23 protein-coding genes are annotated in these 22230 nt (G+C 62.8%); 10 read left to right on the plus strand and 13 right to left on the minus strand.

Annotation, left to right across the window (positions count from 1 at the left end; translation table 11 throughout):
* The first annotated feature begins 4 nt into the window (after window positions 1-4).
* Both lon and thiL read left to right on the plus strand, forming a co-directional pair.
* Window positions 5-2443 carry an endopeptidase La gene (gene lon, locus K7R21_RS18110; RefSeq protein ID WP_224984688.1) on the plus strand — a complete coding sequence of 813 codons (2439 nt, stop codon included), beginning with the start codon at window positions 5-7 and terminating at the stop codon, window positions 2441-2443.
* Window positions 2440-3498, plus strand: a complete 1059-nt coding sequence (thiL, locus tag K7R21_RS18115; RefSeq protein WP_224984689.1) for a thiamine-phosphate kinase — start codon at window positions 2440-2442, stop codon at window positions 3496-3498. The genes lon and thiL overlap by 4 nt, the downstream gene beginning before the upstream one ends.
* On the opposite strand, the gene K7R21_RS18120 is transcribed toward thiL, so the two are convergent.
* The gene (locus K7R21_RS18120) at window positions 3495-3893 is read right to left on the minus strand and encodes a secondary thiamine-phosphate synthase enzyme YjbQ (RefSeq protein WP_224984690.1); all 399 of its coding nucleotides are present in this window, start codon (window positions 3891-3893) and stop codon (window positions 3495-3497) included. The genes thiL and K7R21_RS18120 overlap by 4 nt on opposite strands.
* Before the next feature lie 104 nt (window positions 3894-3997).
* Window positions 3998-4453, minus strand: coding sequence for a tetratricopeptide repeat protein (locus K7R21_RS18125; RefSeq protein ID WP_224984691.1), 456 nt, complete (start codon window positions 4451-4453; stop codon window positions 3998-4000).
* Between the two features lie 183 nt (window positions 4454-4636).
* On the opposite strand from K7R21_RS18125, the gene folK reads away from it, so the two are divergent.
* The 3 genes from folK to fsa are packed head-to-tail and all read left to right on the plus strand — an operon-like array spanning window position 4637 to window position 6034.
* A complete protein-coding gene (gene folK, locus K7R21_RS18130; protein ID WP_224984692.1) occupies window positions 4637-5125 on the plus strand; it encodes a 2-amino-4-hydroxy-6-hydroxymethyldihydropteridine diphosphokinase in 489 nt (162 codons plus the stop codon).
* An 8-nt stretch (window positions 5126-5133) separates the two neighbouring features.
* Window positions 5134-5370: a YHS domain-containing protein gene (locus tag K7R21_RS18135; RefSeq protein ID WP_224984693.1), complete on the plus strand. Its 237-nt coding sequence runs from the start codon at window positions 5134-5136 to the stop codon at window positions 5368-5370.
* A 19-nt stretch (window positions 5371-5389) separates the two neighbouring features.
* Window positions 5390-6034, plus strand: a complete 645-nt coding sequence (gene fsa, locus K7R21_RS18140) for a fructose-6-phosphate aldolase (RefSeq protein ID WP_224984694.1) — start codon at window positions 5390-5392, stop codon at window positions 6032-6034.
* 90 nt (window positions 6035-6124) lie between these two features.
* Here the strand turns inward: fsa and K7R21_RS18145 are convergent, their stop codons facing one another.
* On the minus strand, window positions 6125-6736 hold the full coding sequence (locus tag K7R21_RS18145) for a DedA family protein (RefSeq protein WP_224984695.1): 612 nt from the start codon (window positions 6734-6736) through the stop codon (window positions 6125-6127).
* A 152-nt stretch (window positions 6737-6888) separates the two neighbouring features.
* On the opposite strand from K7R21_RS18145, the gene K7R21_RS18150 reads away from it, so the two are divergent.
* From K7R21_RS18150 to K7R21_RS18170, 5 genes are all read left to right on the plus strand, one after another.
* Complete coding sequence (locus tag K7R21_RS18150) at window positions 6889-8535, plus strand: putative manganese-dependent inorganic diphosphatase (RefSeq protein ID WP_224984696.1); 1647 nt, start codon at window positions 6889-6891, stop codon at window positions 8533-8535.
* On the plus strand, window positions 8536-10425 hold the full coding sequence (locus tag K7R21_RS18155; protein WP_224984697.1) for a bifunctional homocysteine S-methyltransferase/methylenetetrahydrofolate reductase: 1890 nt from the start codon (window positions 8536-8538) through the stop codon (window positions 10423-10425).
* Window positions 10426-10574: 149 nt separating this feature from the next.
* Complete coding sequence (locus tag K7R21_RS18160; protein ID WP_224984698.1) at window positions 10575-11261, plus strand: nitrite/sulfite reductase domain-containing protein; 687 nt, start codon at window positions 10575-10577, stop codon at window positions 11259-11261.
* 50 nt (window positions 11262-11311) lie between these two features.
* The gene (gene ttcA, locus K7R21_RS18165; RefSeq protein ID WP_224984699.1) at window positions 11312-12079 is read left to right on the plus strand and encodes a tRNA 2-thiocytidine(32) synthetase TtcA; all 768 of its coding nucleotides are present in this window, start codon (window positions 11312-11314) and stop codon (window positions 12077-12079) included.
* A gap of 178 nt (window positions 12080-12257) precedes the next feature.
* Window positions 12258-13250, plus strand: a complete 993-nt coding sequence (locus tag K7R21_RS18170; RefSeq protein WP_224984700.1) for a 4Fe-4S binding protein — start codon at window positions 12258-12260, stop codon at window positions 13248-13250.
* A gap of 213 nt (window positions 13251-13463) precedes the next feature.
* Here K7R21_RS18170 and K7R21_RS18175 read toward each other — a convergent pair whose 3' ends face one another.
* From K7R21_RS18175 to K7R21_RS18220, 10 genes are all read right to left on the minus strand, one after another.
* Window positions 13464-13883 carry a TraR/DksA family transcriptional regulator gene (locus K7R21_RS18175; RefSeq protein ID WP_183345553.1) on the minus strand — a complete coding sequence of 140 codons (420 nt, stop codon included), beginning with the start codon at window positions 13881-13883 and terminating at the stop codon, window positions 13464-13466.
* Window positions 13884-13966: 83 nt separating this feature from the next.
* Window positions 13967-15313 (minus strand): 30S ribosomal protein S12 methylthiotransferase RimO, encoded by a 1347-nt coding sequence (rimO, locus tag K7R21_RS18180; protein WP_224984701.1) that lies wholly within the window; start codon window positions 15311-15313, stop codon window positions 13967-13969.
* Between the two features lie 17 nt (window positions 15314-15330).
* On the minus strand, window positions 15331-15816 hold the full coding sequence (locus tag K7R21_RS18185) for a YajQ family cyclic di-GMP-binding protein (protein ID WP_224984702.1): 486 nt from the start codon (window positions 15814-15816) through the stop codon (window positions 15331-15333).
* Window positions 15817-15900: 84 nt separating this feature from the next.
* Window positions 15901-16608 carry a LolA family protein gene (locus K7R21_RS18190; RefSeq protein WP_224984703.1) on the minus strand — a complete coding sequence of 236 codons (708 nt, stop codon included), beginning with the start codon at window positions 16606-16608 and terminating at the stop codon, window positions 15901-15903.
* Window positions 16609-16726: 118 nt separating this feature from the next.
* The gene (locus K7R21_RS18195; protein ID WP_224984704.1) at window positions 16727-17326 is read right to left on the minus strand and encodes a chemotaxis protein CheC; all 600 of its coding nucleotides are present in this window, start codon (window positions 17324-17326) and stop codon (window positions 16727-16729) included.
* A 69-nt stretch (window positions 17327-17395) separates the two neighbouring features.
* On the minus strand, window positions 17396-19096 hold the full coding sequence (locus K7R21_RS18200) for a chemotaxis protein CheA (RefSeq protein WP_224984705.1): 1701 nt from the start codon (window positions 19094-19096) through the stop codon (window positions 17396-17398).
* 4 nt (window positions 19097-19100) lie between these two features.
* Window positions 19101-19466: a response regulator gene (locus K7R21_RS18205; protein ID WP_224984706.1), complete on the minus strand. Its 366-nt coding sequence runs from the start codon at window positions 19464-19466 to the stop codon at window positions 19101-19103.
* Window positions 19466-19918 (minus strand): chemotaxis protein CheW, encoded by a 453-nt coding sequence (locus K7R21_RS18210; RefSeq protein WP_224984707.1) that lies wholly within the window; start codon window positions 19916-19918, stop codon window positions 19466-19468. The genes K7R21_RS18205 and K7R21_RS18210 overlap by 1 nt, the downstream gene beginning before the upstream one ends.
* Window positions 19915-21201, minus strand: a complete 1287-nt coding sequence (locus tag K7R21_RS18215) for a methyl-accepting chemotaxis protein (RefSeq protein WP_224984708.1) — start codon at window positions 21199-21201, stop codon at window positions 19915-19917. Before K7R21_RS18215 ends, K7R21_RS18210 begins: the two co-directional genes overlap by 4 nt.
* 39 nt (window positions 21202-21240) lie before the next feature.
* Window positions 21241-22071 carry a CheR family methyltransferase gene (locus K7R21_RS18220; RefSeq protein ID WP_224984709.1) on the minus strand — a complete coding sequence of 277 codons (831 nt, stop codon included), beginning with the start codon at window positions 22069-22071 and terminating at the stop codon, window positions 21241-21243.
* Between the last annotated feature and the right edge of the window lie 159 nt (window positions 22072-22230).

A 22230-nucleotide genomic window follows, 5' to 3' on the forward strand; every position in this document is an offset into this window, starting at 1 on the left:
GTACATGGAAAACAGGCAGGAAACCGAAGAACTTAACATACCGGATGTTCTGCCGCTGCTCCCGGTCCGGGACGTGGTCGTCTACCCCTACATGATTCTGCCGCTTTTCGTGGGGCGCGAGATCTCCATAGCGGCGGTCGACCACGCCCTTTCCAAGGACCGCATGATCTTTTTGGCCACGCAGAGGGACGTGGGGGACGAGGACCCGGCGCCCGAGGCGATCTACGAGGTCGGCACCGTCGCCATGATCATGCGCATGCTGAAGCTTCCCGACGGCAGGGTGAAAATCCTGGTGCAGGGGCTCACCAAGGGGCGCATCACCGAATACCTGGCCGAGAAGCCCTTCTACTCGGTGCGCATCGACCGCATCATCGAGCCGGCGGCCCCGGAGAACACGCTGGAGTCCGAGGCCCTGATCCGCACCGTTAAGGAAGAACTGGCCAAGATCGTGGCACTCGGCAAGGCCGTCTCCCCCGAGGTGATGGTCATCGTCGAGAACATGCAGGAGCCGGGGGCGCTCGCCGACCTGGTGGCCAGCAACATCGGCCTCAAGGTGGAGGAGGCGCAGGGGCTGCTCGAGGTGGTCGATCCGCTGGAGCGCCTGAAGAAGGTGAACGACCTCCTCAACAAGGAGAGCGAGCTCCTCAACATGCAGGCCCGCATCCAGTCCGCCGCCAAGGAGGAGATGGGCAAGAGCCAGCGCGAGTACTACCTGCGCGAGCAGTTGCGCGCCATCCAGCAGGAACTGGGTGAGACCGACGCCAGAAGCGAGGAAATGGCCGAGCTGAGAAAGGGGATCGAAAACGCCAAGATGCCCCAGAACGTCGAGAAGGAGGCCCTGAAGCAGCTCGGGCGCCTGGAGCAGATGCACCCGGATGCCGCCGAGGCGGGGATGCTACGCACCTTCCTGGACTGGATGGTGGACATCCCGTGGGGCAAGGCGACCAAGGACGCGCTGGAGATCAACCGCGCCTCCGAGATCCTCAACGAAGACCACTACTTCCTGGAGAAGGTGAAGGAGCGCATCCTCGAGTTCCTGGCGGTCAGAAAGCTCAAGAAGAAGATGAAGGGCCCCATCCTCTGCTTCGTTGGCCCTCCGGGGGTCGGCAAGACCAGCCTGGGCAAGTCCATCGCCCGCGCCATGGGAAGGAAGTTCGTGCGCATTTCGCTTGGCGGCGTGCGCGACGAGGCCGAGATCCGCGGTCACCGGCGCACCTACGTGGGCGCGCTGCCGGGCAGGATCATCCAGGGGCTCAAGCAGGCCGGCTCCAATAACCCGGTCTTCATGCTGGACGAGCTGGACAAGCTCGGTTCCGACTTCCGGGGTGACCCATCCTCCGCGCTTTTGGAGGTGCTCGACCCGGAGCAGAACAACAGCTTCTCGGACCACTACATCAACCTCCCCTTCAACCTGTCCAACGTGATGTTCATCGCGACGGCAAACCAGATGGACACCATCCCGGGGCCCTTGCGCGACAGGATGGAGGTGATCAACCTCTCCGGCTACACCGAGGAGGAGAAACTCGGCATCGCCAAGCGCTACCTGGTGCCGCGCCAGGTGAAGGAAAACGGCATCACCGAGGAGACCGTCCAGTTCTCCGAGGAGGCCCTCAGAACCGTGATCGCCAAGTACACCCGCGAGGCGGGCTTGAGGAACCTCGAGCGCGAGATCGGCTCCATCTGCCGCAAGGTGGCCAGGAAGGTCGCCGAAGGGAAGGGGGAGAAGTTCGTCATCAGCGCCGGCACCGTCGCAAAATACCTCGGGCCTCCCAAGTTCCTGCGCGAGGAGGAGATGGACAAAAACGAGGTGGGCGTGGTTACCGGTCTCGCCTGGACCCCGGTCGGCGGCGAAGTGCTCTTCGTCGAGGCGACGGTCATGAAAGGGAAGGGGGGGCTCACCCTCACCGGGCAGTTGGGCGACGTCATGAAGGAGTCGGTGCAGGCGGCCCTCTCCTACATCCGCTCCCGTACCGCCGAATTCCAGATCCCGGAGGACTTCAACTCCACCACCGACATCCATGTCCATGTCCCGGCCGGTGCCATCCCCAAAGACGGCCCCTCGGCCGGCGTCACCATGGCGACCGCGCTGGTCTCGGCACTGACGAAAATCCCGGTGCGCAAGGAAGTCGCCATGACCGGCGAGATCACGCTGCGCGGCAAGGTGCTCCCCATCGGCGGGTTGAAGGAGAAGATCCTCGCCGCAGCGCGCCTGGGCGTTACCACGGTGATCATCCCGATCCAGAACAAGAAGGATCTCGAGGACGTCCCCAAGACCATCCTCAAGAAGCTGAAGATCGTCACCGCCGCCAACATCGACGACGTGCTGGCGGTCGCCCTTGAGAAGTACCCGCCCCCGGCGCCCAAGCAGGCCAAGCCGGAGCCCCCGAAAAGCAAGGTCAGGACCCGCGTCCCGGTCCCGGCCCCGGTGAGGGGCAAGGCTTGAAACTAGCCGAACTGGGCGAATTCGGCCTGATAGACAGGATCAAGGCAAACGTCGCCGCGTCCCCCTCGGTGCTTCTCGGCATCGGGGATGACGCGGCGGCGCTGTCTCCCACCCCCGGACAGGTCACCCTGATCACCTCCGACATGCTGCTGGAAGGGGTCCACTTCGACCTCTCCTTCTGCGACCCGCGCACCCTGGGCAGAAAATCCCTTTCCGTCAACCTCTCCGATGTCGCCGCCATGGGCGCGCGCCCGCGCCACTTCCTGCTCGGCGTCGCGCTTCCCAAGGAGATCCCCCTCGAATTCATGGACGGCTTCATGGCCGGGATGCTGGAGCAGGCAGAACGCTACGGCGCGACCCTGGTGGGCGGGGATACCTGCGCCTCGAAGGGGGGGCTGGCCATCTCGGTGACCGCTTTGGGCGAGCAGCGCCCGGAACTCGTGCTGAAGCGAAGCGGTGCGAAACCGGGGGATCTGGTCTGCGTGACAGGGACGGTCGGGGACGCTGCGGCGGGGCTCAAGCTGTTGTTTGCAGGGGCGCGGGAAGGTTTCCTGGTGTCGCGACAGTTGGACCCGACCCCGCGGGTCGAGGCGGGGGTGGCCTTGGCCGAGGCAGGCGTGGTTACCGCCATGATCGACGTGAGTGACGGGGTACTGCAGGACCTGGGGCACATCTGCGAGATGTCGGGTGTGGGGGCGCGCCTGGAACTGGCCCGGCTGCCGCTTTCGGAGCACTACCTGGCCTACTGCGGGCTCAACAATCATGCCCCCCTCGCCCTCCGGGAGAGGGGCGGGGGTGAGGGCGCTGCTACCGGCAATGCGTCTCCCGGTCACGATCCCTTCGCGCTGGCACTGTCCGGCGGCGAGGACTACGAACTGCTCTTCTGCATACCAGCCGGCAAGGAGGCCGAGGTGGCGGCGCTGTGCGCTCAGCTCGACCTGCCGGTCGCCGTGATCGGCGAGATCACCGCAGTAGCCGGCATTGAACTTACCGCGCCGGACGGCTCACAGTACACGCCGCCGCGGCGCGGCTTCGACCACTTCGGCGCGGATTAATCCGCGCTTATCCTCACCGCCACCTTCCGTTCCCTCGGACCGTCGAACTCGCAGAAGTAGAGCGCCTGCCAGGTGCCCAGTAGGAGCTTGCCCCGGTCAATCAGGAGTCGCTGGCAGCTCCCTATCAGGGATGACTTGACGTGGGCTGCCGAGTTCCCCTCAGCATGGGTGAAGTAGTGCGCGTCCGGCACCAGCCGGTCCAGGCAGTTGGCGATATCCCGCTTCACCGCCGGGTCCGCCCCCTCGTTAACCGTGACCCCCGCCGTCGTGTGCAGTACGAAGACGTCGCAGCTGCCGCTCCCCACCATGCTGGCCGCGATCAACTCCTCGACCTTGGCGGTGATGTCGATCAGCTCCGTTCTCTCCCTGCTTTTCAATGTCAGGTACTGGATCATCCGACCCTCCCACGTCATAGGGGACTGGCTGCGCAGGTGCCTGTTCCCTTACCCTTTTAGCTCCCCCTACCTAGCCCTCCCCCTCCAGGGGAAGGGATATGCCACTATTTTTTGAAGAGGCTGCTTCGAATCTTACCTAGGTACTTGTTGAGGGGATTGCCGCGCGAAAGGAACGGGATCACCGGGGATTCGCGGTGTCCCAGCGTCTGCATCAGCTTCATGATGGCGGGGTTCTTGCCCACCCTGAGCCCGAGGTTGAGCGTCCTGATGGCCTCCTTCTTTCTGCCTGCCACAAGGTATATGGTGCCCAGACGCAGAAAATGGTCGGAGTTTCTCGGCTCCCGCTTGATCGCTTCCTGGCACAGGGCCACCGCAGTCTTCACGTTCCCGGTAGCCTGGGCCAGCGCCAGGGCGTATAGGGAAACGTGGTCCGGTGTACGCTGCTGCTCCAGCGCCGCCTGCAGGTAGCGCAGCGCGGAGGTGAAGCGGCGGGCCTCCAGCTCTTCCTGGCCAATATGCACCAGTTCGCTCGTTTCCATTTCGGCAAGTTCAGGATTCACACGGCTCTCCTGTCTGCTGCGTCTACATTAAGATGGGATACTATACCATTTAATTTGTGACATGGGAAACGGGCAAGTTGCCCCGAGGGGTGCTATCTCCGCGTTATCCTTGGCTCAGGCCGACTGCGCCGTCGCGGCGGGCAGGGTTGAAAAAAAAAGGGATTTGTGTTCTAATCTGCGGCTGTGGAACAGTGCGCATACATAGGGCTGGGGAGCAACATCGGCGACCGGGAGCTGAAGCTCCTGATGGCGGTAGCGGAGCTCGGCAAGCTGCCGCAAACAAGGGTCACTGCCGTTTCCCCCTTCTACGAGACCGAACCGGTCGGAGGGGTGCCCCAGGACAACTTCTACAATGCGGTGGTGCGCCTCAACACGGAACTGGCCCCGTTGGACCTCCTGGAGCGGCTGAAGAAGCTGGAAACCGGGGTCTTCCACCGGGTGCCATCGCAGCGCTGGGGCGCCCGCAGCATGGATCTCGACATCCTCCTCTTTGGCGAGTTGGTCTTTAGCAGCGAACAGCTCACCATCCCGCATCCGCGCCTGGCTGAACGTCGTTTCGTACTCCAGCCGCTGTCCGACATCGCACCGGACCTGGTGCACCCGATCCTGGGCAAACGCATCATCGAACTGTTAACCGAGCTGACCTCGCCCGAGCAGGTGGTCAGGATCTAGGGGGACCAGTGAAGTTTTTGATATGGGCCTTGTTGGCGTACCTCGTGTACCGGATGTTCGTCGGCAAGTCGACCCAGAAAATAACGAAGCAGGAACCCGCAGCCGCCGAGACCTTCCAGGACCCGGTCTGCGGCGTGTATATAGCCGAGGCCGACGCGGTTGTCGGCAGGCTGGAGGGGCAGCGCTACCACTTCTGCTCCATGGACTGTTTAAAAAAATTCGAAGAGATGCAGCAGCGGCAATAACAACACAACCGGAGGAAAGATGAAGTTTTTTATCGACACAGCGGACGTTAAAGAGATTCGGGAGGCCAACGAACTGGGACTGGTGGACGGCGTCACCACCAACCCCTCCCTGATCGCCAAGAGCGGCCGGCGTTTTGAGGAAGTGATCAAGGAGATCACCGAGATCGTGGACGGCCCGATCTCCGCGGAAGTCATCTCGCTCGAGCACGACGGCATGATCGCCGAGGCGACCGAGCTGGCCAAGATCCACCCTAACATCGTCATCAAGCTCCCGATGACCCCGGAAGGGCTCAAGGCAACCAAGACCTTGCACAAGCAGGGGATCAAGACCAACGTCACGCTGATCTTCACCCCGATGCAGGCCCTGCTCGCCGCCAAGGCCGGCGCCACCTACGTTTCCCCGTTCGTCGGTCGCCTGGACGATATCTCCCAGGACGGCATGGGGATCATTGAAGAGATCAGGACCATCTTTGACAACTACGGCATGGATGCCCAGATCATCGTGGCCAGCATCAGGAACCCGGTGCACGTGCTCAACTCGGCACTGATCGGCGCCGACGTCTGCACCATCCCGTTCTCGGTCATGCTGCAGCTTGCCAAGCACCCGCTCACCGATGCCGGCATCAAGAAGTTCCTGGAAGACTGGGAGAAGGTTCCCAAGTAGATCGCGACGCGGGAGGTTACTCCCGCAGATCGGGTAACAACGGCGTTACTGAGGGCGGGTCCTGGACCCGCCCTTGCTTTATGGTGGGGATTATTCGGCGGGGTCCGCGTTTTTGCCGCGCTGGAGGCGGACGTAGACGGCGATGATCACGACACTGGCAATGAGGACGCCGATGACCGCCTGGTGCGAGTAGCGCATGATCAGCTCCTGGTTGGAGCCGATGACGTAGCCGATGAAGGTGAGCACGGTGACCCAGATGCCGGCGCCGAGCAGGGTGTAGAGCGAGAACTTGACGTGGTTCATGCCGGCCAACCCGGCCGGGAGCGAGATCAGGTGGCGCACCACCGGCAGGAGTCTGCCAATGAAGGTCGAAATCTCGCCGTGGTCCTGGAAAAACCGCTCCACCTTGGCGAACTTCTCCTCGGTGATGAAGACGTACTTGCCGTACTTCAGAACGAGCGGGCGGCCGAGGTAGTGTGCCGCGAAGTAGTTGGCGTAGGCGCCGATGAGGCTCCCCACGGTGCCGCAGACTATGGCCACCATCATGTTCATCTGACCCTGCTGGGCCAGGTATCCGGCCGGCGGCATCACCAGTTCGCTGGGGATCGGGATGACGGAGCTCTCAAGGGCCATGAGGAGAAAGATCCCGGGGTAGCCCATCGCCCCTATGGTTTCGACCAGCCACTGTACTGCTGCATGCATGCTTTGCTCTCCTTTGTCGCTTTCTTTACCGGCGCCATTCTATACGGGCCGCGCCGAAAAAACGACTAATTTAATATTTTTCCCGTCCTGCGCAGGGGGGGGCTGGGGACGAGCTTCCCGCCGGTCCGCGCGCGACACACACGAAAGGAAACATGGACAAGCAGATTTTCGTTATCGGCCACAGAAATCCGGACACCGACTCGATCGCCTCGGCTATCGCCTACGCCCACCTGAAGCGGGCGCTGGGGGACGAGCGGGTCACCGCCGCCATGGCCGGCAACCTGAACCCCCAGACTACCTGGCTCCTGGGGCGGCTCGGCATGGATGCACCATTATACCTCGCTGACGTGCACCCCAAAGTGCGTGACGTGATCCAGCGCACTCCCATCACAGTCGCCGCGGATGCGCCGCTTTTGACTGCACTGGAGCAGTTCCACCATAACGCAATCAGGGTCCTTCCGGTGCTGGACGCCGCCGGTGTCCCTAAAGGGGTCATCCCGCTGAGAAGGATCGCCGAGCGCTCGCTGGTGACCGGCGCCGATTCGCTGCGCCTGGTCTCCGCTTCGCTCGCCTCGCTGGCCGCCTGCCTCACCGGGAGGTTTCTTGCCGGTAGCGCCGACGCAGCCGTCGAGAGCCTGCACCTCTTCGTCGGCGCCATGGCCGAAGAATCCTTTATCGACCGCATCTCCGGCTTCGATCCCGCGACCCTGGTGGTGGTGACCGGCGACCGCACCTCGATCCAGAAGGCCTCCATCGAGCGGGGCGTGCGCCTGCTGGTGGTGACCGGGGGACTGCCCGTGGCCGAGGACGTGGTGCGTTTGGCGCAGGCACGCGGGGTGGCGCTCCTCTCCACGCCGCTTGACACTGCGGCCACCGTTGCCCGGGCCCGGCTGGCGACCCCGGTGCTGGCGCTGGCCGTCCCCAACTTCGAGAGCGTGTCGGTGGGCGAGCCCCTGGGGCGGTTGCGGGATAAGCTGCTGCATTCGGGCGAGAGCGCGGTGCTGGCGCTCGAAGAGGACGGTACCCTGGCCGGCGTCGCCACCAAGTCCTCTCTGTTCGCGCCGCTCCCCTACGCCCTGATCCTGGTGGACCACAACGAACTGACCCAGTCGGTGCCGGGCGCCGAGGACCTGGAGATCCTCGAGGTGATCGACCACCACAAGCTGGGCAACCCGCCCACCAGCAATCCGATCCCGTTCATCACCGCTCCGGTAGGGAGCACCTGCACTATCGTCGCCTCATTGTATGAGGACCACGAGGTGGTGCCCCCCGCGCAGATCGCGGCGCTCCTTTTGGCCGGTATCCTCTCCGACACCGTGATTCTGAAGTCCCCGACTACCACGGCCAGGGACCGTGCCACCGTAGCGCGCCTCGCAGCCGTTGCCGGGCTGGACTGGGAGGCCTTCGGCGCCGAGATCTTCGCCGCTTCCGGGGCTCTCTCCGGCTATGGCAGTCCTGATCGAGTGGTCGGCTCCGACTTCAAGCTCTTCAGCCAGGGCGAGCTAACCTTCGGCGTGGGCCAGGTCGAGGTGTTCGGCTTCGCCGAGTTCAACGAAATGAAGGCGGAACTGCGCCAAGCCCTCGCGGCACGGCGCGAGAAGGAGGGGCTGGAGCTCGCCGGCCTCATGGTTACCGACATCTCCAGCGAGAGCACCATGTTCATGATGGAGGGGGGGCAGGCCTTCACCCGTTTCATGGGGTACCCGCAGCCCGAACCGCACGTCTTCGAGATGAAGGGCGTCATGTCGCGCAAGAAGCAGCTGGTGCCGCACATGATCAAGGTCTTGGGAGGTCGCTAGATGAAGAAGTTCCTGGACAGGGTCGCGCAAGGGGTGTTGATCGGCGATGGCGCCATCGGCACCATGCTCTACGCCAAGGGGGTGGCGCCGGAGGCGAACTTCGAGCACCTCAACCTGGTGCGCCCGGAGCTGGTGCTGGAACTGCACCGTGAGTACCTCGCTGCCGGCGCGCAGGTCATCGAGACCAACACCTTCGGCGCCAACTGCGCCAAGCTCTCCGCCATCGGCCTGGGGGGCAAGGTCGCCGAGATCAACCGCAGGGGCGCGCAACTCGCAAGAAGCGCGGCGAACGGGCAGGACGTGTTCGTGGCCGGCTCCATCGGTCCACTGGGGCGCGGCAAGAGCGAACTGTCGCCGGAGCAAATCGCCGACAGCTTCCGCGTTCAATCGGCGGCGCTTGCCGAGGGTGGGGTGGATCTCGTGATCCTTGAGACCTTCTCTGAGCTGGACGAACTGTTGGTTGCCCTGGCGGCAGCCAAGGAGACCGGTCTTCCCGTGGTGGCGAATCTGGCCTTTGGTGAGGGGGGGCGGCTACCGGGCGGGACGTCCGCCGAGGGCGCCGCGCGTGCACTTGCCGCGGCCGGTGCCGATGTCGTAGGCGCCAACTGCGGCGCAGGGCCCCTTGAACTGCTGGCCACGGTGAAACGCATCGCCGCCGCCTGCTCGCTGCCGGTGGCCGCTTATCCCAACAGCGGCTTTCCCGAGTACATCGAGGGGCGCTATATCTACCGGACCACCCCCGGATACTTCGCCGATCGCGCCGAGGAGCTGGTTACCGTCGGCGCCTCTTTGGTTGGCGGCTGCTGCGGCACCACCCCTGAACACATCCGCGCCATGGCCGTGCGGCTGCAAGGTAGCCTGAATCTTACCCTCGCCCCGCGGGAGAGGGTGCCCGAAGGGCGGGTGAGGGTCGTGCCACGAAGTGAGGACGTTGCCACTGCCGACGCCCTCACCCCCGGCCCCTCTCCCGGAGGGCGAGGGGAGCCTTCAGCCACATTCCTGGATCGTTGGGGCACCGAGCCGGTGATTACGGTTGAACTCGATCCCCCTAAGGGGCTCGACTGCGCCAAGGTGCTGGCGGGGAGCCGGGCTCTTAAGGAGGCGGGAGCGCACGCCATCAACCTGGCCGAGAACCCGCTGGCCCGCGTGCGCATGGGCAACCTTGCGCTCGCCTCGCTGATCCGCCGCGAAGTCGGCATCGAGGTGATCGCGCACGTCACCTGCCGCGACCGTAACCTGATTGGGATGCAGTCCGAGTTGATGGGGGCGAGCCTGCTGGGTGTAACGTCCATCCTAGCCGTCACCGGCGACCCGGCAAGTTTAGGCGATGAGGCGGGAGCGTCATCCGTGTTTGACCTCAACTCCTTCACGCTGATCAAACTCCTGAATGACCTGAATAGTGGCGTCAATGCGCTTGGCAACCCGATCGGGTCCGGTACCGGTTTCGCCATCGGTGCTGCCTTCAACCCCAACACTCAGAGCATGGAGGTGCAGGTCCGGCGCTTGGCGAAGAAGGTGGCCAACGGCGCCCGTTTCGCCCAGACCCAGCCCATCTACGACATCGCCCGTTTCCACGACATGATGGAGCAGACCTCGCACCTGGGCATCCCGGTTCTACCCGGCGTGCTGCCGCTCGTTTCCGGGAGGAATGCCGAATTCCTGCACAACGAGGTCCCCGGCATCGTGATACCCGATGACATCCGCAAGCGCATGGCCGGCAAGAGCGGCGACGAAGGTGTGGCCGAAGGTCTCGCCATCGCCAAGGAGTTCATCGAAGCCGCCAGTGCCAGGGCCGGTGGTTTCTACATCATGCCGCCCTTCGGCAAGTACGAGATCGCGGTGGAGTTGGTTAAGTTTATAAAAAGCAATGCGGAACACAGAGGACACTAAGGTCCACAGAGGAAGTAACTATGGAAAACCTGCAGCTCTCGTAGTGTTTTCTCTGTGCCCTCTGTGAACCTCTGAGACCTCTGTGTTCCGAGGTTGCTTTTCAGCTATTTTGACCTGCATCAATTTCAATGGAGACAAAGGAGCAGATGATGAACACCAAGGACATCCTGGAAAAAGGCGCCATCCTGCAGCGTGACCGCGAGACCTACGCCATCGCCCCGCACATCCCTGGCGGCTTCACGGACACCGCCACCCTGAGAAAGATCTGCGACGTGGCCGATAAGTACAACCTGGAAGTGAAGCTGACCTCGGCTCAGCGCATCGCCATGTTCGGCGTTAAGGAAGAGGACATCGACGCGATCTGGGCCGACCTCGCCCAGACGCCGGGGGCCGCCATCGGCCTGTGCGTCAGGAGCATCAAGATCTGCCCGGGCACCCAGTGGTGCAAGAGGGCGGTGCTCGACTCCGCCTCGCTCGGGCTCAAGCTGGACAAGATCTACCACGCCATGGAGCTTCCCAACAAGATGAAGATGGGAGTTTCCGGTTGCCTGCTGGCCTGCTCCGAGTCCGGCGTCAAGGACATCGGCATCGTCGGTCACAACAAGGGATGGCGTATCCTGGTCGGTGGTAACTCCGGCCCCAGACCGCGCCTGGCGGAACTGTTGGTGGACAACATCCAGACTGAGGAAGAGGTGCTGGATATCGTCGCCAAGGTGGTGGAAGTCTACAAGAACGATCCGCAGCAGGGACGTCTGGGCAGGCTGATCGAGGAAAAGGGGATCGAGGCATTCAGGGCGGCCGTGCTCGGCAGCCAGGACGCCGCGGTTGGGAAGTGATATGAGAGCGGCAATTATGACTGAAACAGGACTGCGCGCGGGAGGTATCCGTGGCGCTTATTGAGGACGCGCTCTTCACGCGCATCAAGAACCGGGTAGGCAAGGCCATCCACGACTTCGACCTGATCTCCGAGGGAGACCGCATCGCCGTCGCGGTGTCGGGCGGCAAGGACTCCTACGCCATGCTGCACATGCTGGACACGCTGCGCCGGCGAGCCCCGATCCGCTACGAGTTGGTCGCGATCAACATCGACTCCGGCTACCGCGGCTATCGTGCCGACATCATCGAGGAGCACCTGAAGGAGCACGGCTTCACCTACCACATGGAGAAGACCGAGCACTACGACATCATCTCGGAGAAGCGCCGCCCCAACTCGTCCTACTGCTCCATCTGCGCGCGGCTCAAGCGCGGCACGCTCTACACCCTGGCGCAGCAGATGGGGTGCAACAAGCTGGCCCTTGGCCACCACATGGACGACTTCATCGAGACGCTGCTTTTAAACCAATTCTTCGTGGGCTCGCTCAAGGCGATGGCCCCGAGCATGCTGGCCGACAACGGCGTCACCACGGTGATCAGGCCGCTGGTCTACGTCCCGGAAAAGGAGATCATCCCGTTCTCCCGCAACAACCGCTTCCCGGTAGTCTGCTGCTGTTGCCCGGTCTGCGGCACCGCGGACTTGCAGCGCAAGAAGATGAAGGAGTTGTTGGAGACCTTGGAGCGGGACAACCCCTTGGTGAAAAAGAGCCTTTTGAAGGCCTTGTCCAATGTCCACCCGCGCCACTTGCTGGACAAGGGTTTGACCAGGATGCCTTCCTGACGCAGGTCGGCGATGATGTCCTTCACCGTCAGGTGTCCGCAGTAGACGACGATTCCCACAGCTCCTATGACCATCGGTTCCATATGCTACCTCCGCTTTCCTTGATGATACGACGGTAGCATGTGGTAGCGACAAAATAAGTCGCAACATATACGCAAGGTGAAACAAGGTGAGGTTCATGGCAGAAAAAAAAGTGCAACAGGTCAGGATCGCAGTACAGTGGGGCTTCCTTCTCTTCTCCCTCTACCTGGGGGTAACCTTCTACCGTTTCGTGCTCCATTTCAGAAGCGGCGGCGCCACCCCATTCGTGGCGCGTCCCGACGGTGTCGAGGCGTTTCTCCCCATCTCCGGCCTGGTGAGCCTCAAGGGGTGGATGACGCTCGGGAGCATCAACGACGTGCACCCGGCGGCACTGGTCGTACTGCTCACTGTGATTGCCGTGTCGCTATTGTTGAAGCGTTCCTTCTGCTCCTGGGTCTGCCCGGTGTCCACCATCACCGAGGTATGCTGGAAAGTGGGGACCAAGCTGTTCGGCAAGAACTTCAAGGTCTGGCTCTGGCTGGACTGGCTGTTGCGTCCCATCAAGTACCTGCTGCTCGCTTTCTTCCTGTTCTCCATCCTGGTGATCATGGCGCCCGACAGCGTCGCCTCCTTCATCACCGGCGACTATAACAAGATGGCTGACGTGAAGATGCTCGACTTCTTCGTGAACCTCTCCGGTACGCCGCTGGTGGTGATTGGCGTGCTGCTGGCGCTGTCATTCCTGTTCAAGAACCCGTTCTGCCGTTTCCTCTGCCCGTACGGCGCGCTGCTCGGCCTGGTGTCGCGTCTGTCGCCGGTCAAGGTGCAGCGCAACCAGAGCGCCTGCATCAACTGTGGCGGCTGCACTAAAGCCTGCCCGTCCTACATCGACGTTATGCACCAGGAAAGGGTCTGCTCTGAGGAGTGCGTCGGCTGCCTGCGCTGCGTGAGCGCCTGCCCGAAGCCCGAGGCGTTGCAGATGAAGGCGAAGAACGGGAAGGTGATCCCCGGAATGGTCTATGCCGCCCTGGTCGTGGTGGTCTTTGTTGGCGGCACCCTGATCGGTCGCGCCACCGGTCACTGGCACAGCTCCATGACGAAAGCTGACTACCAGCGGCTCATCGCCGCCCCCCCGGTGGACCACCCATAGCAAGTACCCTCCCCTGGAGGGGGAGGGATAGGGAGGGGGAAATAGCGGCTCTTGCAAGCTTCCCCCCTCCCAACCTCCCCCCTCCGGGGGGAGGGGCTCAGACAAAACAAAAGAGGGGACGGTATCTCTACCGTCCCCTCTGGTATTTCTAGCACCGGCCGGGTGAAAAAGGATAATGCCCGTCCCCCCGCCGCTGTGGCCTGTTTATGCCTGTTACCCTTCCTCTTCTTCGCCCAGCGCGATCTCGCGGTAGGCGCGGTCCTCTTCGAAACGCTTGGTCTGTGCCTGCTGCTTCTCCAGGTCCGCCTTGCACTTGACGCAGTGGCGGGCGAAGGGGACGATCTTCAGCCTCCCGATGGGGATTTCTTCCTCGCACTCCTCGCAGATGCCGTACTCGCCTTCTTCCAGACGCAGTAAAGCCTCGTCGATATTACGCAATTTCTCGCGCTCCCGGTCGCCCAGCAGCAGGCCGAGTTCACGGTCGCGCTCGCTGGAGGCCTGGTCATAGATGTCGCCGCTCGGCTCGTTGATCGGTGCATCGGAGCCGGACTTGACAGTCTTATTAATCTCTTTAAGCGTCTCCTCTTTCATTTTGAGGAGCATCGCTTTCATTTCTTCGGGTTTTTCGGTCATGTATAAACTATCTCCGTTTGAGTCATTGTCCCGCAAAGCGACGCAATAATACAGCAATAGCGGTCGGTGTCAAGACTAAAAGCCTACTGGATGATCTCCCCAATCAGGTCGTAATCAGAGGAATCAGTAATCTTCAATCTCACTATGTCACCGACGTTGGCGTTGCCCGCGGTGATGTACACTTGCCCGTCCACATCGGGTGCCTGGCGCGAAGAACGACCCTTGAGCAGGAGCTCGGTTTCCTCGCTGTACCCCTCGACCAGCACGTCCTCCTCGCTGTCGACCAGGGTGCGGTTGTGCTTGAAGGAGACCCGGGCCTGGGTGCGCATCAGCTTCTTGTGGCGCTCGCGCTTGATACGCTCGGAAACCTGGTCCGACATATCCGCCGCCGGGGTTCCCTCCTCACGGGAGTAGCAGAAGACGCCGAGGCGGTCGAAGCGGGTCTCCTCGACGAACTGCAACAGCTTCTTGAAGTCGTCGTTGGTCTCGCCGGGGAAGCCGACGATGAGCGATGTGCGGATGGCAATGTCCGGGATCTCGCGGCGCAGCTTGGTGATCAAGGTGCGGATGTCCGCCTCGCCGCTTCTCCTCTTCATGTTCTTCAGCACCGGGTCGGAGATGTGCTGGATCGGGAGGTCCAGGTACTTGCACACCTTGGGCTCGTTCTTGATCAGATCGATCAGCGAGTCCCTGACCCCGTCCGGGTAGGCGTAGAGGAGCCTGATCCACTTGAGCCCCTCTAACTTGGCCAGTTCCTGCACCAAGAGTTCAAGGCTCGGCTGCTCCGGAAGATCGCGGCCGTAGGCGGTAATGTCCTGGGCGATCAGGTTCAGCTCTTTCACCCCCGCCGCGACCAGCGACTTGGCCTCGGCCATCAGCGTCGCAAAGGGGCGGGAGCGGTGCGCGCCGCGCAGGGCCGGGATGACGCAGTAGGAGCAGTTGTTGGAGCACCCTTCGGCGATCTTCAGGTAGGCCGTGTAGTGCGGCGAGGACTGCAGGCGCGGCAACTCGTCGTTGTAGACGAAGTTGGGATCGCCGGTGTAGCAGAGCTGGGAGTCGGTCCCTTTCTTCTCGGCGATGATCTCCGCGATGCGCGGATAGTCGCCGGTGCCGATGAAGATGTCCACCTCGGGGAGTTCCTTGGCGAGCTCCTCCTGGTAGCGCTGCGGCAGGCACCCGGTCACGATGAGCAGCTTGCAGCGCGCGTCGTGTTTTCTATCGGCCAGGTCGAGGATGGTGTCGATGCTCTCCTGCTTGGCCTCCTTGATGAAGGAGCAGGTGTTCACCACGATGATGTCCGCCTGCATCTCATCGGTGGTAACCTCGTACTCGTCCTTGGAGAGGTAGCCCAGCATTACCTCGGCGTCCACCAGGTTCTTCGGGCAGCCCAGGCTCACCAGGCTCACTTTTTCCTTAATCTTCTGGTTCAAAAAAAATCCCCTCTTGATCAGCTTCTGAAGTTGACGAACTGCATGTCGATGTCGAGGTCCTTCCCTTTCAGGACCCGGATCACCTCCTGGAGGTCGTCGATGTTCTTGCCGGTAACCCGGACCTGGTCGTCCTGGATCTGGCTTTGTACCTTGAGTTTGGTTTCTTTGATGACGGCGCCGATCTCCTTGGCCTTCTCCTTGGAGATACCCATCTGCAGGGTGATGATCTGGCGCACCATGCTGCCGGAGGCCTGCTCCACCTTGCCGTACTGCAGCGCCTTGGGCGAGATGTTGCGCTTGACGAACTTGGACTGCAGGATGTCGATGACCGCTTTGAGCTTGAAGTCGTCTTCGGAAAGGACCTTGATGCTTTCCTTCTCCAGGGTCACCTCGCTCTTGGACCCCTTGAAGTCGTAGCGCTGCCCGATCTCCTTCACGGTCTGGTTGATGGCGTTGTCGACCTCCTGCAGGTCAACCTTGGAAACGATGTCGAATGACGGCATAAAACCCCCTAAAAATGCAGGTTGATGTTGAGATTGAGGAAACGCAGAAGCCTTTTTTAACCTCAACCTTAACCTTGACCTGCTTTATCTCTTAATGACCTGCACCCCCGAGGGGATCTTGAAACTGAACTTGCCGCTGGAGATGCCGCGGTTGGTCTTCACGTTGCTGAAGTCCATCCTGGTGGTGTTGCCGGTCTGGTCGACCACCGTGGAGGAGAGCACGGGGAACGGCGTACCGGGGTGCCCCTTGGCGACAAAGCTCTCCACCGCGTCGCCGGATATGGTCAGGAGAAGCTTGGCCATGGCTGGGCTCTTCTTGTGCGGGGTGAGCTCCAGCTGGTAGTTGCCGTTCTTGTCCTTTTGCTCGGCGGCGAAGGCGATGCTGAAGTCCTTGGAAACCTGCCCCAGGCCGGAGAGGTAGTTCATGGCGATGCCGTTACTCGCCTCCAAAAGCTGCGCCAGGTCCATCACCATGACCTGCTTCTGGTCCGGGATGTAGTACCACACCGTTTTGCCGTTGGAGACGATCTGCTGCTTGGGCTTGGTGTAGTTGAAGCGGAACATCGACTCCTTGCCGCCACCCTTTTTCAGCAGCAGTTCGCCGGCACCCTTCTCCTCGCGCTTCATAACCTTGATACTGCTTCTCTGGCTGAAGTCGGCCTGCAGGTCGTTCAGCGAGCCGTATCCCTGCTCGATGGTGCGCACTACCTGGGGGAGCTCGGCGCAAAAGGATACGCCGGCGTTGAGGGCGATCAGGGTGAGACACAGGACGACGCTTCTGGCGATTTTCATATCTTCGACCTCTGAAAGTAGTGAAGGTCTCGGGCTGAAGCTCGGGACCCTCAAAGTGCCTAAGTGGCGACAGTTTGACCGCGCATTCTGACATACAACCGGGTAACGTGCAACCTTTTCATTGCTCCAGCGCGCCCAACAGGGCCCCTAGCGAGGCGGGCGCGGGAATGAGGAAGATGCTGCCGCCACAGAGCGAATCGGAGACCGAGAACATGGCGTCGATCATCACCACCGCCTCGTCGCTGTCACCCCGCTCCAGGGCGCGGGACAGGATATCGCTTCCCAGGCCGGTGCTCAAGGCCGGGACCGAGGGTAGCAGGGTCATCTTGAGCGAGTTGCCCAAGGCGTTGAGGCAGGCCGAGGCGAGGATGTTGCCAACTTCCATCAGTGTGGCCCGCTCCATCTCGGAGAGCGGTTCTCCTTCCGCGGGCCCGTGACCCAGCAGCAGCTCCAGGATGCGCTGCGCGTTCTCACGGATGAGCAGGATCAGGATGCTGCCGCGCACGTTGCCCAGAATCTGCAGTTGCAGCGCAGTTACCTCCTGCGACCCGAGCAGGTGCGACACGCCCGAGCCATCCAGCACCTGGAGCCGGGGCACCTGGATACTCACTCCTTTGCCCATCAACTGGGACAGGGCGACGGCGGCATGCTGCATGCCGGTGTTGCACACGTGGGTGAGGGCGTTCAGTTCGCCATCGTGCAGGTCATGGTTGGCCATACAAGCCTCCGCAGGTGAGCCGGCCCCGGTGGGAACGGCTGGTAAGGAACGGGAAACGGTTGGCAGGCTTTACAGCAGCCCGGCCAAGTCGAGTATGGCGACGATCTCGCCGTCGCCCAGGGTTGCGCCGCCGGCCACGCCGGCCAACTTGGAAAGTGGTCGCCCCAGTTGCTTAACAAATAGCTCGTGCTGGCCCAGGAGTCGGTCCACCACGATGCCGACCCGGCGCCCGCGCGCCTCGGTCACGAACAGGGGGAGGATGCCGTCCGGGAAGCGCCCCAGCGGCAACCCCAGCACCCGGTTCAGCGACAACAGCGGGATCGCCTCACCGTCGAGCTGGAAAATCTGCCGCTTGCCCATGGTCTCGATCTGGCGCCGGGACAGCTCTACGGTGCGCTGCACCGCGTTCACGGGGATGGCGGCCTTCACCTGGCCCACCTGCACCACGAGGGCGTGAATGATGGCGATGGTGAGCGGGAGCCTGAGCGTGATGGTGGTGCCAACGCCCGGCTCAGACTCGATGCCCAGGGTACCGCCAAGCTTTTGGATGGCGGCGTTGACCGCGTCCATCCCGACCCCGCGTCCGGAGAGGTCGGTCACTTCCTTGGCCGTGGAGAAGCCGGGGATGCAGGAGAGCATGAGCGCCTGGCGCGGCGAGAGGAGCTCTCCCTCTTCGGGTGTCAGGATACCCTTTGCGACGGCTGCGGCGATCATGGTCGCGGGCTCCATGCCCCTGCCGTCATCGCGTACCGTGATCTGGATGCGGTCCCGGTCCCGGGTCACCGCGAGGCACACCGTCCCCCGCGCCGGCTTGCCGGCCCGTTCCCGCTCGCCGCTCTCCTCGATGCCGTGGTCCACGGCGTTTCTCAGGATGTGGTTCAGGGGATCGACGAGTTGCTCCAGCATCCCGCGGTCGAGGCCGATTTCACGGCCGGTCAGCTCGAAGAGGATCTCTTTGCCGCTTTTCTTGGCCACCGAGCGCACCGATCGCTGGAAACGGTCGCTGATCGCCTCGAACGGCATCAGGCGCACCTTCATCACCTCGTCGTGCAGGGAGCGTAACAGCTTCGCCGTTTCCGAGATGGCGTCGTTCAGTGGCGGGGAGGCGAGTTCGCCGGCGATGGTCAAGAGGCGCTGCTTGTTGGTTACCAGTTCGCCGGTGAGGTTGATCAGGTGGTCGAGCAACTCGGTCTTGACCCGCACCGTGCCCCCCGCCTCGCCGGCCGGTTCCTTGGCTTTTTCCGCCTCGGCGGCGGCAGGGGGGGCAGCGTCCGCAGCCGCGCTGGATGTAGCGGAGTGGGGTGCGGGTACTGCGTTGGTGGCCGCAGGTCCCTGCGGCTCCGCGTGGTCGGCCGAGCCCGCTTTGGGCACCGCCGGGGGCGCCTTGGGGGGCGCCGGGGTGTAGATCGCCAGCCGCTGTGCATAGTCGCCGGTGGGGAGGGTGGACGGACGCTCCTGCTCCACGTCCTGGAGCAGCACGTCGATCAGGTCCACCCCCTCCAGCAGCAGATCGGCTACGTCGGCGATGAACGGGACCGCCCCGTCGCGCACGCGCGCCATCAGGTCTTCCATGCTGTGGGCCACCACCACCACGTCGCCGTACTCCATGGAGGCAGCCATCCCCTTGAGCGAGTGGGCACCGCGAAACAAGGCGTCCACGGCGCTGCGCTCCCCGGGTGACTGCTCGAGGGCCACTACCTGCTCCGCGATGGTGCGCAGGTACTCCCGGGATTCCGAGAGGAAGAGGGCCTTGTACTGCGACATGTCCATTCGGTTACCCCTGGGCCACTTCCCTGAGCACCCGGGTTACCAGCTCGGGATTGAACGGCTTCAGTATGAAAGCCTTGGCGCCGGCGTTGGTCGCGGCGGTGGTGAGCGCCTCCTGGCCGATGGCGGAGCACATCACCACCCGGGCACCGGCGTCGTAGGCCATGATCTCCTGCAGCGCTTCGATGCCGGTCTTGTTGGGCATCACGATGTCCAGGGTGACCAGGTCGGGGAGGCACTCCTTGTATTTCTGCACGGCTTCCACGCCGTCGCTTGCCTCGTCGGCTATCTCGTAACCCTCTTCCACGAGGATGTCGCGCAGCATCTTCCTCATGAACAGGGAGTCGTCAACTATCATGACCTTCAAGGCCATCAGCTACCTCCTGGTTTGGCATTGTTGGGGGCGCATTCCTGCAGCTCCTCCTCCAGGCCATTTAAAAGCGCCTCCAGGCGGAGCAGCCGAACGCTCCCCTGCGGCGTCTCGAGCAGCGCCTCGGTGAGCGGGTCCTCGTGGGAGCTCGCGCCGGTGATGCTGCTGGCATCAAGGATAGATCCTACCGCCTCCACCTTGAGGGCGAGGTGGGCGAGCCTGGTGTCGATCACCAGGATCTTACCGGGTACCGGGCGCCCCTGCAGGCGAAGGTAGCCGGCCAGGTCCACCAGCGCCGTGAGATTGCCGTGGAAATTGATCAGACCCTGGTAGTGCGGCGGCGCTCCTGCAAAGGGATAGCACTGTTGCGGCTCCATCACCTCGCAGACCTCCTGCAGGTTCAGGGCGAACAGCTGCCGCGCCGCGCTGAACAGGAGCAGGCGTTCGGCGGTCACGCCTCGGGCTCCGGTGCGGTCTCAGGCTCGACCTGGAAGCGCTCCACGGAGCGCAGCAGCTCGTCGGCGAGCTTCGCGAGCTCCTGGGTCTGGTACACCATCTCCTGCATGGCCGAGTGCTGCTCTTCGGTGGCGGCGGAAACCTCCTCGGTGGAGGCCGCGTTGTCCTCGGCCACTTTGGCAATCTCGTCTACCATGCTCACCATCTTGGCTGCGCCGGTGGTCTGCATCTGGGACAGGTCGGCGATGGAGTTGGCCTTCCTCTCGGTCTCGACGACGGTGGCCAAGATCTCCTTGAAGGCGTCCGCGGTGGTGTCGAGGTTCTTCTTTCCCACGATGATGCCGCGCGAGCTGTCAGTGATGGTTTCCTGCACCCTGCGGCTTTCTACCTTGACCAGGTCGATCAGTTCCACGATCTCGGTGGCGCTCTTGGCGCTGCCGTCGGCGAGCTTTCTCACCTCCTCGGCCACCACGCCGAACCCCTTGCCGTACTCACCGGCGCGGGCCGCCTCGATGGAGGCGTTCAGGGCGAGCAGGTTGGTCTGCCGCGACATCTCCACGATGAAGTCGGCGATCTTGCCCACCTGCTGCAGCTTACCGTTTAGATCCATGAACTGCATGCTGATCAGTTCCACGGAGTCGAAGAAGCTCTTCAGCCGCTCCACCGAGTCGGTGGCCAGCTCGCCCCCCTTTTGCGCGGTGAGGCTGGTCTCCCGGGCCGCCTTGGCCGTCTCCTTGGCTCGCCGTGCCACCAGGTCCACCGAGATCGCCATCTCGTGGATCACCTTGGCGCTTTTGGCCAGCATCTCGGCCTGGTTCTCGGCGCCGCCCGAGATGCTCTCGATAGCCTGCGCCACCTCCTCGGTAGAGGCGTTGATCTCCAGGGCACTGGATGAGAGGGTGCGCGAGGACTCGGAGACCTGTTCCGAGGTCTGCCTGATCTGGCGCACCAGGGTGCGTAGGTTCTCCTGCATGGTGTTGATTGAGACCGCCATGGAGTGGGTCTCGTCGGGGAAGCGGGTGGCCGGAAACTCCAGGTCCCGGGAGAGGTCCCCCTGGCTGATGGCCTCGGTGGCGCCGGTCAGAAGGGAGATGTTTTTGGTGAAGCTCCGGGAGAAGAAGGAACCCAGGATGAGACCCACGGTAAGCGCCACCGTGTAGGAGAGGACGCTGGTAAGCTCCGGTGAGTACTGCAGGTGCTGCACGGCGGAAGGAACGAAGACGACAGCGGCGACCACGGCCAGAAAGCCGAGGATGAACTTGTAGCCGATCTGGATGTACATAGTGGGCGTGCTCCTTTTCCTGCTCGAAAATCGGTGGGGCTACAGGGCCCGGTAAATCCTCTCCACCGGGCAAATGGTCCGGAAGCGCTTGCGGGCGGTGCCGAAAAGGGTCTCGGCCTTGCCCAGCACCAGGTAGCCTCCGGGGGAAAGGGCGTCGGCGAAACCGTTCAGGATGGTCTCCTGCCGCTCCCTCTCGAAATAGATCAGCACGTTGCGACAGAGGATCAGGTCGCAGGGGTCCCACCCCTGCCGGTGGTTCAGGTCCGCGTGCTCGAAAAGGACGTGGCTGCGAATCTCGCTCCTCAGGCGGTAGCGTCCCCCCTCGGGGGAGAAGTGGCGCTCCAAAAGCTCGGGTGAGACCTCCGCCAGCCGGTCCGGATGGTACACCCCTTCCCGCGCCTGCTCCAGGATGCCGCTGTCCACGTCCACCCCGAGTATGGTGACCCGTCCCGCGTCGGCCGCCTCGGGGAAACGCTCCTTTATGAGCAGCGCCAGTGTATAGGGCTCCTCCCCGCCGGCACAACCGACGCTGATGGCTCGCACCTGATCGCACCGCTCGAGCAGCTCAGGTAGGATCTCGCTGCCCAGCTTTTCGAAGACGGTGGGATTTCTGAAGAAGTGGGAAACGTGAATGGTAAGCACCCGGAGCAGGTGGTCCTGTTCCGCCGTGCTCTGGGTAAGGAGTTCGCCGTACGCCTCGGGGGAGGGGGAGTGGGTGGCGCGGACGCGGATGTGGATGCGCCGCTTGACGCATTTGTCCTTGTAGCCGTCCAGGGTGAACCCCGAGCGGGCTTTCAGGATGCGCCCGATGACCTCGAAGGTGTCAGGGGCGATATCCGGTTCGACGCTGCCAGTTATGCCGCTAAGCATGTGCCACGCCGCGGGCGTTTGCCGCCGACCGCTTTCTTTCCGGTGCAACCGAGGCCATCTGAACCCCTAAGGTGATGAGGATGTTGCCCAAATGGAGAATGGATAGCATAACTGCAGCTCAATAGTCAATGTGGACGTCCACTTGCGGTAAAAAAGGGG

This window comes from Geomonas agri, from assembly GCF_020179605.1.
Lineage (GTDB): Bacteria > Desulfobacterota > Desulfuromonadia > Geobacterales > Geobacteraceae > Geomonas > Geomonas agri.

Bases quoted from the DNA above. Each gene is read 5' to 3' on its own strand.
- K7R21_RS18195 (WP_224984704.1), bottom strand. From the start codon at position 17,326: ATGGCCAACCATGACCTGCACGATGGCGAACTGAACGCCCTCACCCAC.
- K7R21_RS18185 (WP_224984702.1), bottom strand. From the start codon at position 15,816: ATGCCGTCATTCGACATCGTTTCCAAGGTTGACCTGCAGGAGGTCGAC.
- K7R21_RS18215 (WP_224984708.1), bottom strand. From the start codon at position 21,201: ATGTACATCCAGATCGGCTACAAGTTCATCCTCGGCTTTCTGGCCGTG.
- K7R21_RS18190 (WP_224984703.1), bottom strand. From the start codon at position 16,608: ATGAAAATCGCCAGAAGCGTCGTCCTGTGTCTCACCCTGATCGCCCTC.
- K7R21_RS18160 (WP_224984698.1), top strand. From the start codon at position 10,575: ATGAACACCAAGGACATCCTGGAAAAAGGCGCCATCCTGCAGCGTGAC.
- K7R21_RS18155 (WP_224984697.1), top strand. From the start codon at position 8,536: ATGAAGAAGTTCCTGGACAGGGTCGCGCAAGGGGTGTTGATCGGCGAT.
- K7R21_RS18200 (WP_224984705.1), bottom strand. From the start codon at position 19,096: ATGGACATGTCGCAGTACAAGGCCCTCTTCCTCTCGGAATCCCGGGAG.
- K7R21_RS18150 (WP_224984696.1), top strand. From the start codon at position 6,889: ATGGACAAGCAGATTTTCGTTATCGGCCACAGAAATCCGGACACCGAC.
- K7R21_RS18175 (WP_183345553.1), bottom strand. From the start codon at position 13,883: ATGACCGAAAAACCCGAAGAAATGAAAGCGATGCTCCTCAAAATGAAA.
- K7R21_RS18145 (WP_224984695.1), bottom strand. From the start codon at position 6,736: ATGCATGCAGCAGTACAGTGGCTGGTCGAAACCATAGGGGCGATGGGC.
- K7R21_RS18205 (WP_224984706.1), bottom strand. From the start codon at position 19,466: ATGGCCTTGAAGGTCATGATAGTTGACGACTCCCTGTTCATGAGGAAG.
- lon (WP_224984688.1), top strand. From the start codon at position 5: ATGGAAAACAGGCAGGAAACCGAAGAACTTAACATACCGGATGTTCTG.
- fsa (WP_224984694.1), top strand. From the start codon at position 5,390: ATGAAGTTTTTTATCGACACAGCGGACGTTAAAGAGATTCGGGAGGCC.
- K7R21_RS18120 (WP_224984690.1), bottom strand. From the start codon at position 3,893: ATGATCCAGTACCTGACATTGAAAAGCAGGGAGAGAACGGAGCTGATC.
- K7R21_RS18170 (WP_224984700.1), top strand. From the start codon at position 12,258: ATGGCAGAAAAAAAAGTGCAACAGGTCAGGATCGCAGTACAGTGGGGC.
- K7R21_RS18220 (WP_224984709.1), bottom strand. From the start codon at position 22,071: ATGCTTAGCGGCATAACTGGCAGCGTCGAACCGGATATCGCCCCTGAC.